General features: G+C 59.3%; 11 protein-coding genes and 1 pseudogene. 8 read left to right on the top strand and 4 right to left on the bottom strand.

Features of this window, described 5'->3' with window-relative positions; translation table 11 throughout:
• Window positions 1-148: 148 nt before the first annotated feature.
• From AD928_RS01380 to AD928_RS01370, 3 genes are read right to left on the bottom strand one after another with little or no spacing between them, the layout of a single operon-like run.
• Entirely contained in the window at window positions 149-811 is a 663-nt protein-coding gene (locus tag AD928_RS01380; protein WP_062247637.1) for a phosphoribosylanthranilate isomerase, read from the bottom strand.
• 1 nt (window position 812) lies between these two features.
• Window positions 813-1517 (bottom strand): orotidine-5'-phosphate decarboxylase, encoded by a 705-nt coding sequence (pyrF, locus tag AD928_RS01375; protein ID WP_062247635.1) that lies wholly within the window; start codon window positions 1515-1517, stop codon window positions 813-815.
• Between the two features lies 1 nt (window position 1518).
• Window positions 1519-1869: a lipopolysaccharide assembly protein LapA domain-containing protein gene (locus AD928_RS01370; RefSeq protein WP_062247633.1), complete on the bottom strand. Its 351-nt coding sequence runs from the start codon at window positions 1867-1869 to the stop codon at window positions 1519-1521.
• Window positions 1870-2117: 248 nt separating this feature from the next.
• On the opposite strand from AD928_RS01370, the gene AD928_RS01365 reads away from it, so the two are divergent.
• From AD928_RS01365 to AD928_RS01330, 8 genes are all read left to right on the top strand, one after another.
• Window positions 2118-2621, top strand: a complete 504-nt coding sequence (locus AD928_RS01365) for a protein-export chaperone SecB (RefSeq protein WP_082779674.1) — start codon at window positions 2118-2120, stop codon at window positions 2619-2621.
• A gap of 50 nt (window positions 2622-2671) precedes the next feature.
• Window positions 2672-3334 (top strand): hypothetical protein, encoded by a 663-nt coding sequence (locus AD928_RS01360; protein ID WP_062247631.1) that lies wholly within the window; start codon window positions 2672-2674, stop codon window positions 3332-3334.
• A 92-nt stretch (window positions 3335-3426) separates the two neighbouring features.
• The gene (locus AD928_RS01355) at window positions 3427-4824 is read left to right on the top strand and encodes a dipeptidase (RefSeq protein WP_062247628.1); all 1398 of its coding nucleotides are present in this window, start codon (window positions 3427-3429) and stop codon (window positions 4822-4824) included.
• Window positions 4825-4848: 24 nt separating this feature from the next.
• The gene (gene pdxA, locus AD928_RS01350; protein WP_062247626.1) at window positions 4849-5820 is read left to right on the top strand and encodes a 4-hydroxythreonine-4-phosphate dehydrogenase PdxA; all 972 of its coding nucleotides are present in this window, start codon (window positions 4849-4851) and stop codon (window positions 5818-5820) included.
• Window positions 5817-6551, top strand: a complete 735-nt coding sequence (locus tag AD928_RS01345; protein WP_062247624.1) for a pyridoxine 5'-phosphate synthase — start codon at window positions 5817-5819, stop codon at window positions 6549-6551. Before pdxA ends, AD928_RS01345 begins: the two co-directional genes overlap by 4 nt.
• A gap of 22 nt (window positions 6552-6573) precedes the next feature.
• Entirely contained in the window at window positions 6574-6930 is a 357-nt protein-coding gene (locus AD928_RS01340) for a hypothetical protein (protein WP_062247622.1), read from the top strand.
• 59 nt (window positions 6931-6989) lie between these two features.
• Window positions 6990-8096: an anhydro-N-acetylmuramic acid kinase gene (locus tag AD928_RS01335; RefSeq protein ID WP_062247641.1), complete on the top strand. Its 1107-nt coding sequence runs from the start codon at window positions 6990-6992 to the stop codon at window positions 8094-8096.
• A 90-nt stretch (window positions 8097-8186) separates the two neighbouring features.
• A complete protein-coding gene (locus AD928_RS01330) occupies window positions 8187-8666 on the top strand; it encodes a hypothetical protein (RefSeq protein WP_062247639.1) in 480 nt (159 codons plus the stop codon).
• 272 nt (window positions 8667-8938) lie between these two features.
• On the opposite strand, the pseudogene AD928_RS14300 reads toward AD928_RS01330, so the two are convergent.
• A pseudogene (locus AD928_RS14300) lies at window positions 8939-9562 on the bottom strand (ISL3 family transposase); the annotation flags it as partial.

The raw sequence follows: 9562 nt of genomic DNA, 5'->3' as shown, positions 1-9562 counted from the left end.
AGAGAGGGATTCGAACCCTCGGTACGCTATTAACGTACACACGCTTTCCAAGCGTGCGCCTTAAGCCACTCGGCCATCTCTCCGGCGCGGGAGTGGTAATAGCAATTCTGACGGATCAGGCAAGAGGGAAAACGAGCGTTTTTGCCCGTCAGGCCGAAAAAGTGACCGATCGGGCATTTTGGATGAAGCGGGCAATGGCATCCGGGCTTTTGATACCGGGCGCACTTTCCACCCCGGAGGACACATCCACCGCGGGAGCTCCGGTTATCGCCACAGCCTGCGCCACATTAGCCGGGTTCAGGCCGCCCGCCAGCATCCACGGAAAAGTCGGCATCCAGCCCTTCATCAGCCCCCAATCCAGTTGCTGGGCATTGCCTCCGGGGCGCGTCGCGCTGGCGGGCGGCTTTGGCTCAATCAGCAGTCTTTCCACTCCGGCGGGGCAGTGCACCGGCAAATCAGCGCGCGCAGACACTGGCTGAGAGAGCCAGACAGGCAACCCACAGCGCGCACGCACCTCAGTGGCCCGCTCAAAAGAAGCATAGATCTGCAAAATATCCAGCGAGACACCCTCCAGCACACGGGCAAGCGTCTCATCATCAGGATGTACAAACAGCCCGACGCGCGCTGGGCCTCCGGCATGCCGGGCAGAAAGCGCATGGGCCTGCGCGGGGGTCACGCAGCGGGGGGAGCGGTCAAAAAACACGAACCCCACCCAGTCCGCGCCATGTGTGATGCAGGCATCAAACCCGGCCTCTTCCGTCAGCCCGCAAATTTTAACACCACGAGCACCAGAGGCCTGATCATGTGCCATGTTACGCGGCCAGTTCTGCCGCAATGGCAGCCGCAGCGGCGGCCGGATCTGCTGCCTGCGTGATGGGACGACCGACTACAATCCAGTCGGCCCCGGCCTCACTGGCCTGCCGGGGTGTCATAATCCGCTTCTGGTCTCCCGCCTGACTGCCTGCGGGCCGGATTCCCGGCGTGACCAGCAAAGGCGCATCACCCAGCGTATCCCGCAGGGGAGCAAGCTCATGCGCAGAGCAGACCAGCCCATCAATCCCGGCCTGCATGGCCAGCTTGCCCAGACGCAGCACCTGCGCCCGTGCGCCGTCCATCACGCCGGTTTGCGCCAGAGCGTGATCATCCAGACTGGTCAGCACTGTAACAGCCAGCAACGCGGGCCGGGCATCAGCCGGAAAAGCCTCGTCACACGCTTTGCGGGCAGCTTCCATCATGGCCAGCCCACCAGAGGCATGCAGCGTCAGCATTTTGGGGCGCAGGGTAGACAGGGATTTAATGGCCGCAGCAACAGTATTGGGAATGTCGTGCAGCTTAAGGTCCAGAAACAGCGGGGTTGCGCCCGCTACATCGGCCACAGCCTGAAACCCTGCCGCATAGGCAAATTCCAGCCCCAGCTTTACCGCCCCGGCGGATGGTGCCACCGCCTGCGCCCATGCCTGCGCCGTCGTGGCATTTTGTGTATCGAGTGCCGCAATCAGGCCAGTCTTACGCTTCATGTCAGATACGATCTTCCTGCACGGGAGAAGGAGAGGCATGACCAGCCACGGATGGTGCGGGAGCCACAGCCTGCGGAGCAACGGCAGAGGCCGCCTGCACCTGCGCCAGCTGGGCCTCCAGCTCTTTGATCCGCTGTTCCGCCTTGCGGGCGCGGCGGCGCTGCACCAGCTCGGCTGCCCACAGGCAGAACGCCCCCATGATAAAGCCCGTCGCCGCGACGATCAGGGCCAGCACCCCAGCTGAACACTTCCAGCTATAGGTGAGCAGCCACATATCCAGCGGGTCCTGATTACTGGCGCTGAAAATGACAAGAGCCAGCAGGAAGGGGATAACAACAGTGAGTCTGATCATGGGTTTCTCGTAGCCTTCCAATGTACGGAGAGCAAGGAATCAGATGAAAGAAAAGACGCAAGAGCCGACTACCTCGCTATACCCCAAATTTTTGTTAAGGTTTGATATTTTAATACTGTTCTCATGTGGCAATAAACGGACTACCCCCTCGCACATCAGGCACTAATCTGTTACTCATCCCGTACTTTGGCGTTTTTCTTCCTTACCCACCATAGATTGAAATTTGACGACAGGAGCCTTTGCACACCATGGCTGACCAGAACGATTTTATGACAGATTCTATTGGCGGCGCTGCAAGTTCCTCCGCAAAACCCAGCGTTTTGATGGGAATCCAATACGTCAAGGCCGTCACATTTCAGGTTATTGGCGCCCCGACCGTTTATGCCCTTGCTCAGGAACGGCCGCAGATTGCCATTATGGTTGATGTCCGCGCCAATCAGATTGGCGAAAACATGCCGAATTTTGAGGTCGAGCTGGTCATGCACTGTCAGGGCCAGACGGCTCCGGGCCCGAATGGTGAAGAGCCGGTGCGTTTGTTTGAAACCAAGATGACCTATGCCGGGATTTTCACACTCAATCATTCGACGGCGGAAACATTTGAGCCGCTCCTGCTGATTGAAGCCCCGCGCCTGCTGTTCCCCGGCGCGCGGAACCTGCTGGTTACGTTAAGTCGTGAAGCCGGCTTCCTGCCAATTGTGGTCCAGCAGATCGATTTTGCAGAACTCTGGCGCAACCGCCGCGCTCAGGGCTGATCAACTCCAGCGCCCTGCTCTTCTCGTTGGTTTGAAGAAAGGCTGATGCGATGACGTCTCTCCAGTTCCCTCCCCTGTGGAAAGCCTTTGACCCAGAGTGGTACCGGCAGGAATATAAAACTGTTCTGGGAGACGTCATCTCGCTCCCGGATGCGGATCTCAAGGCATGGTACGAGGATCAGGGGGCGTTTTCCGGTCATTCCCCTAACCGCTATTTTGATGAAGAATGGTATCGGCGGAACTGCTCGGAAGCACTGGCTGAGATTGCAGCCAACCGCTGCCGGTCAGGCTTTGAGCATTACTGCCGCAGCGGGTTCAAAACGCAGTCCCCCCACTATCTGTTCTCCGAACGGTATTATACGTCCCGCTCCCCCGATATCAGTCTGGCCAACCTGGAGAAAAACGGGTTTGCCAACGGCTATGACCATTTCCTGCGGTCAGGCGACAAGGAACATCGGTCCGGGCACCTGTTTTTCAACCCGGAAATCTACATTCGCAACAGGCCGGAAAACCCGGAACTGGCGCATCTCTCCCCGTTCATTCATCTGCTGCATGCGGACAAGAGTATGCCGGACACGGTGCCGCTTTCCAGCCAGTTTGATCCCACTTGGTATCGTGTCACCCAACCGCAAGCGGTGCAGGCAGTGGAATACGGTTACACGCCCAACCTGCTGTATCAATTTCTGGCTGATTTCACCCCAGACGGTTTCTAACCTTTCCTCTGCCTTCAAATCGTGTGATTGCATGAGCATCACAGGCCGCTGAGCCTGACGTATTTGAGCCCTACGATGCAGAGGATGAAAAAATGACAGAACAGGCCGCTCTTGATCTGGCAGACAAAGGGCTGGATGACAGCCTGAAGCGTCTTTTTGACCTGCTGCGTATTCCCAGCATTTCCACCCAGCCCGACCATGCCCCCGACTGCCGCAAGGCAGCGGAATGGCTGGTGAAGGAGCTGAGCGAGATTGGCTTTGACGCCAGCACGCGTGAAACCCCCGGCCACCCGATGGTTGTGGCGCATGCCAAAGGGCCGGAAGGCTCCCCGCATGTGCTGTTCTACGGCCATTATGACGTGCAGCCGGTTGACCCGCTAAACCTCTGGACTTCTGCTCCGTTTGAGCCGGTTCTGGTCAAAGGCCCGACGGGTGACATGGAAATCACAGCCCGCGGCGCTGCCGATGACAAAGGGCAGGTGATGACCTTTGTGGAAGCCTGCCGCGCCCTGCGCGCTGCCGACGGCACGTTGCCGCTGAGTGTGACCATGCTGATTGAAGGCGAGGAAGAATCTGGTGGCGTGAACCTGCTGCCGTTTCTGGAAGCCAACCGGGATGAACTGAAAGCCGATGTTGCGCTGATTTGTGACACCGGCATGCTGGGCCGCGGCATGCCCGCCATCACCACCATGCTGCGCGGCATGGTGGGCGAGGAAGTCACCATTACCTGCGCAAACCGTGACCTGCATTCCGGTATGTATGGCAACGCGGCCCGTAACCCTATTCAGCTTCTGTGCGATATCCTGTCTGACCTGCGCGACGGCGCAACAGGCCGGGTCACGCTGCAAGGCTTTTATGAGGGCGTGCCGGTCATCCCGGAAGAAACGCGTGCCCTGTGGCGCAAGGTCGGTCCGAGTGACGAAGAAGGTCTTGCTCCGGTTGGCCTGAGCCTGCCTGCTGGCGAGATTGGCTATACGGCTCTTGAACAGACATGGTGCCGCCCGAGTTGCGAGATTAACGGTATCAGCGGCGGCTATGAGGAAAAGGGCTTCAAGACGGTTCTGCCCTCCAAAGCCATGGCGAAAGTCTCCTTCCGTCTGGTCGGCGATCAGGACCCGGAAGCCATTCGTGCGGCCTTCCGTGCCCATGTTGAAACCCGCCTGCCGGCAGACTGTAAGGCAGAATTCACGGCACATGGTGGCTCCCGCGCCAGCATTGTCTCTGCCGACATGCCGCTCCTGCCCCCGGCCCTGAAGGCCCTGGAAGAAGAATGGCAGCATCCGGCAGCCGTCATCGGCTGTGGTGGCTCAATCCCTGTGGTGACGGAAGTGCAGGAAGCTCTGGGCATGGACTCCCTGCTCATCGGCTTCGGGCTGGAAGATGACCGCGTCCATTCCCCGAATGAGAAATATGACCTGACCTGCTTCCACAAGGGCATGCGCTCATGGATCCGGGTGCTGTACGCACTGGCTGCCCGGAAAACACACTGACAAACCACTGAGGGACTGACCACCATGCTGGTGCTGACACAAGGTGACCCGGCAGGCATAGGCCCGGAAATTACCGTGAAGGCCTGGCAGGCGCTCCGGGAAAGCGGACCGGCTTTTGTGTTTCTGGGAGACCCGGCTCTTCTGGAAACAGAGGCTCCTGTTCGTGTTCTTGGAAACATTTATGAAGCCCGAACGGTTTTTCGGGATGCCATTCCGGTTTTACCGTTATCTCTGGCTGTGCCGGTCACCCCCGGCGCGCCAGACAGCCGAAACGCAGGCAGCGTGATCGACAGCATCACGCAGGCCGTGCGTCTGGTGCAGGCTGGTGAGGCCTCTGCGGTGGTCACTAACCCCATCAGCAAGGACGTGGTGAAGCAGGCCGGGTTCACGCATCCCGGCCACACGGGGTATCTGGCCGAACTTTGCGGCGTGCCCGGTCAGGATGTCATGATGCTGGCTGGCCCGTCGCTCAAGGTTGTGCCGGTAACCGTGCATGTGGCGTTGCGCAAGGCGATTGAGCAGCTGACGCCAGAGCTGATTATCCGCACGGCCCGCACCACGGTGCAGGGATTAAAGCGCGATTTTGGCCTGACCAACCCGCGCGTGGCAGTTGCGGGCCTCAACCCGCATGCAGGCGAAGGCGGACTGATGGGCCGTGAAGAGCTGGACTGCATCATCCCTGCCATCCGCACCTTGCAGGACGAAGGCATGACCATTTTCGGCCCCCTGCCGCCGGACACCATGTTCACGCCGGACGCACGTGCCCGGTACGATGTGGCGTTATGCATGTATCATGATCAGGGTCTTATCCCGCTCAAGACGCTGGATATGGCGGAAGGCGTGAACATCACGCTGGGCCTGCCTATTATCCGCACATCGCCTGACCACGGCACAGCTTTTGACATTGCAGGGACTGGACAGGCTGACCCGAGCAGCCTGCTGGCCGCACTCAGGCTGGCTGCAGAACTGGCCGAAAACCGAAGGAAGGCATCATGACGACCACATCCCGCCCTGCCATTCGGCTTGGAGTGAATATTGACCACGTCGCCACTGTTCGGAATGCCCGTGGCGGCGCTCACCCAGACCCGGTTGCCGCTGCTCTGCTGGCTGTGCAGTCCGGCGCGGATGGCATTACCGCGCATTTGCGGGAAGACCGCCGCCATATTCGGGATGCCGACCTCCAGCGCCTGCGCGCAGAGGTTGAAGCGCCGCTCAATATGGAAATGGCTGCCACGGATGAGATGGTCGCCCTCGCCTGCAAACTGCTGCCGCATGCGTGCTGCATTGTGCCGGAACGGCGGGAAGAGCTGACCACGGAAGGCGGCCTGGACGTTGCCGGACAACTCGCCGCGTTGAAACCCCGTGTTCAGGCTTTAGTGGAAAAAGGCATTCGCGTTTCTCTGTTTATTGACCCGGACCCCGCGCAGATTGAGGCCGCCGCTGCCGCAGGCGCACAGGTGGTGGAACTGCATACCGGAGCCTATGCTGAAGGTCGCGCAGGTGAGCTGGAGCGTTTGCGCGCCGCAGCAACACAGGCTGCCGCAGCAGGGCTGGAAGTGCATGCTGGCCATGGTCTGACTTATGAAAATGTCGGCCTCGTTGCAGCTCTTCCCGAAATCATGGAGCTGAATATCGGGCATTTCCTGATCGGGCAGGCCATTTTTGATGGGCTACCGACTGTGATCCAAACCATGAAGCGCCACATCCAGACCGCCTCGGCGCGCTGAGCAGAGACAAGCAGGACAGACTATGGAACAAACGCCGGGCACGCCCAAAGCACTGATGGCGGCTGTCATCGGGATGGGTATTCTGATTGTGGTGGGCACCCTTGGGCTGGTGGGCGTGATTATCCACCGGATGGGGGCTCATACGCCCCCCACCAGTGCCGCTCTTTCTGCCCCGGCTGTTCCCTTGCAGGATGCCCCCGCGCGTCCGGTTCTGCCTGCTGGCACACATCTGATCAGCATGGCCCGTGTGCGGGACGACCTTCTGGCCTTGCATGTGTCCACCAATGGTGAGGACCGTATTTTGCTCTGGCAGGTCAGCACGGGGCGCATTTTGCCCGGCATAGACAGTGCAGCACCCTCCGCTGGTGCTACACCATGACAGAGACTGCTTCTTCAGCTGATCTGTCTCTCTCCGCACAGGATGCACAGGAAGAGACAATGCGCACGCCGCTGACAGCCATCGGCCTGATGAGCGGCACCTCTCTGGACGGCGTGGATGCCGCGCTCATTACAACAGATGGTATCAGGGTTTTTCATCACGGACCGTCTCTGACAGTCCCTTATGATACCGCCCTCCGTGCCCGCCTGCGCGATATTCTGGACCGCGCAGCCAGCCTTTCCGCGGATGATGCGGACCTGCTGGACGCGGAACTGGCGCTGACCGACGTGCACACGCAGGCCGTGCAGGCTGTGCGTGCCAAAGCAGGAAACACTCCTGTGGATGTTATTGGCCTGCATGGACAGACCATTCTGCATGCACCGGGCCGCACATGGCAGATTGGCAACGCGAGCCGCCTCTCTGCCGCGACGGATCTGCCCGTCATTCATGATTTCCGCACCGCTGACGTTCAGGCTGGGGGCGAAGGCGCACCACTTGCTCCGCTTTACCATGCAGCCCTGCTGCACGGGCACGCCACGCCCGCTGCTGTACTAAATATTGGCGGCGTCGCCAACCTCACACTCATGACCCGCTCTGGCGACGTACTGGCGTGTGACACCGGGCCGGGAAACGCCTTGCTGGATGACTGGATGTTCCGCCATACCGGCCAGCCCTGCGATTTTAGCGGCACCTGTGCTGCGCAGGGAACGGTTGATACGGGCCGCCTCTCAACCCTTCTGGCGCATGACTTCTTCCACAAACCGCCGCCGAAATCGCTCGACCGGCTAAGCTTTCATCAGGCGCTGGAACAGATTTCCACTCTGAGCGTTCAGGACGGGGCTGCCACTCTCACCGCCTTTACTGCTGCCGCGATTGCCAGCACCCCGCTGCCAGAGCAACCACTACACTGGTTTGTCTGCGGCGGTGGGCGACACAACCCGACACTGATGCATATGCTGGCGGAAAGACTATCCGGAACGGTGCAGCCCGTCGAAACTCTGGGATGGGATGGTGATGCACTGGAAGCTGAATGTTTCGGGTTTCTGGCTGTGCGTAGTCTGCGCGGGCTGCCCCTTTCCCTGCCCGCGACGACTGGCGTGCCCTGCCCGATGCCCGGCGGTCGGCTGACCTGTGGCGGCATCAGCCCCGCAGGCCGCAGGCTGTAACCCTATCTATCCCTTTGCCAGAACAGGGCGGAATTGATCTTCCTGTTCTGGCAAGGCACCATGCGCCCAGCATGCAAGAAGGACCTGACCATGAAACGTGCCCTTATTCTTTGCCTGAGCCTGCAAGGCCTGTGTCTGCTCCCCTCCGTGGGCGCAGCACATGCGCAGACGGTGGTTGATGGCAGTGACAAGAATGCAAGCCCGTTTGTAAAATCTACCCTGCATATGCTGAGCACCCGCTTTGCAGAGGACCACCCGAAGTTCCGAAAAATCAGCACCCATAGCTCTGGTGACAAACAAATTGTCTGCGGTGAAATCAGCCTGCAGGGCAGTAAGGTGCCAGCGGCTGAAAATTTCATGCCGTTTGGCGCCACACAGGGGGAAGAAAATCCGCTGGTGTTTGAAGCGCACACCATCCCCCCCGCGCTGGACTTCCGGGAAGTGAATACATGGATCAACCATGGGGCAGACCTTGAGGATCTGGAAGAAATGGGCTGTGTGCCGGAAGGCAGCTACCGCCAGTACAGTGACCGCCTCAATACAGTGTTACAACACAGAAAAATCAACTAACGCAGCCTTCCAATATTACTGGTCTTTCAGAGCGCTCTGCTGAAAGACCAGAACCGAAAAGGGGCCAGCTATCCCCTTTGTGTTATGACAAGGCTGGCAAAAATACCGCTTTCCTGCTGGAAAAACGCACTCTGGGCATCAATTCCCCCTGAGCCCGCAACAAGCAATTGACACCCCCGCGCCTGCGTGCATGACTATTCGGGTCCAAAATAAAAAATAACAAACCCGGTCGTTTTAAGGTTCTTCCGCACTTTTCGTGATGATGTTTTTGGTTATGCTGGCTGGAGGACACGAGCCCTGAGGAGTTCGAAGCCTGCTCTTCCGAACATGGTGCGCTTGATCATTTTCAGTCGGCTGATCTGTCCTTCAACCGGGCTGGTTGTCCAAGGTGTGACAAGAGACGCTTCAATGGCAGCCGCATCCCGTTCAAGCGCGGGAATCAGACGTGACAGCAGCGTCGTCTTTCCTTCTTTGAGCAAAGCCTTCAGATCGCCTTCCGTGCTGGTGTCACCCTTTTTACAGAGCAGGGTCTGCATTTTCCTGAGCCAGCAGAGTGTGACGGCAAGGTGCGGTTCGGCTTCCAGAAGGGCAGGAACCAGCAGTCCCTCCTGTCCGGCAGATAGCGGATCCTCTGCAAGGAGAAGCCGCGCAAGTCTGCGTCCCAGAGGTGGAGCGACATGCGCGGAAGAAACGGGTTTCGCGGAACATCCCTGTCGCGTTACCACCCATTTCCAGACGGTGCCATATTGTCCTGCAAAGCCCTGCTCCAGGAGTTCCCGCCATAGCTGACGACTATTGCGACATCCTTCGGACCATCTCTTTTCCAGGTGGGCTGCGTAAGGCACGAGTATGCTGCGTGGCGGAACCGTCCTTTTCCATGGTGGTGCATGGCCCCG

Source organism: Acetobacter cerevisiae (assembly GCF_001580535.1).
GTDB classification, from domain to species: Bacteria; Pseudomonadota; Alphaproteobacteria; order Acetobacterales; family Acetobacteraceae; genus Acetobacter; species Acetobacter cerevisiae.
The sequence above is the reverse complement of the archived record's forward strand: the minus strand, read 5'-3'. Positions and strand labels throughout refer to the sequence as shown.

Excerpts from the sequence above, each read along its gene's own strand:
- AD928_RS01360 (WP_062247631.1), top strand. The coding sequence starts at position 2,672 with ATGACGTCTCTCCAGTTCCCTCCCCTGTGGAAAGCCTTTGACCCAGAG.
- pyrF (WP_062247635.1), bottom strand. The coding sequence starts at position 1,517 with ATGAAGCGTAAGACTGGCCTGATTGCGGCACTCGATACACAAAATGCC.
- AD928_RS01335 (WP_062247641.1), top strand. The coding sequence starts at position 6,990 with ATGCGCACGCCGCTGACAGCCATCGGCCTGATGAGCGGCACCTCTCTG.
- AD928_RS01355 (WP_062247628.1), top strand. The coding sequence starts at position 3,427 with ATGACAGAACAGGCCGCTCTTGATCTGGCAGACAAAGGGCTGGATGAC.
- AD928_RS01380 (WP_062247637.1), bottom strand. The coding sequence starts at position 811 with ATGGCACATGATCAGGCCTCTGGTGCTCGTGGTGTTAAAATTTGCGGG.
- AD928_RS01340 (WP_062247622.1), top strand. The coding sequence starts at position 6,574 with ATGGAACAAACGCCGGGCACGCCCAAAGCACTGATGGCGGCTGTCATC.
- AD928_RS01370 (WP_062247633.1), bottom strand. The coding sequence starts at position 1,869 with ATGATCAGACTCACTGTTGTTATCCCCTTCCTGCTGGCTCTTGTCATT.
- pdxA (WP_062247626.1), top strand. The coding sequence starts at position 4,849 with ATGCTGGTGCTGACACAAGGTGACCCGGCAGGCATAGGCCCGGAAATT.
- AD928_RS01365 (WP_082779674.1), top strand. The coding sequence starts at position 2,118 with ATGGCTGACCAGAACGATTTTATGACAGATTCTATTGGCGGCGCTGCA.
- AD928_RS01345 (WP_062247624.1), top strand. The coding sequence starts at position 5,817 with ATGACGACCACATCCCGCCCTGCCATTCGGCTTGGAGTGAATATTGAC.
- AD928_RS01330 (WP_062247639.1), top strand. The coding sequence starts at position 8,187 with ATGAAACGTGCCCTTATTCTTTGCCTGAGCCTGCAAGGCCTGTGTCTG.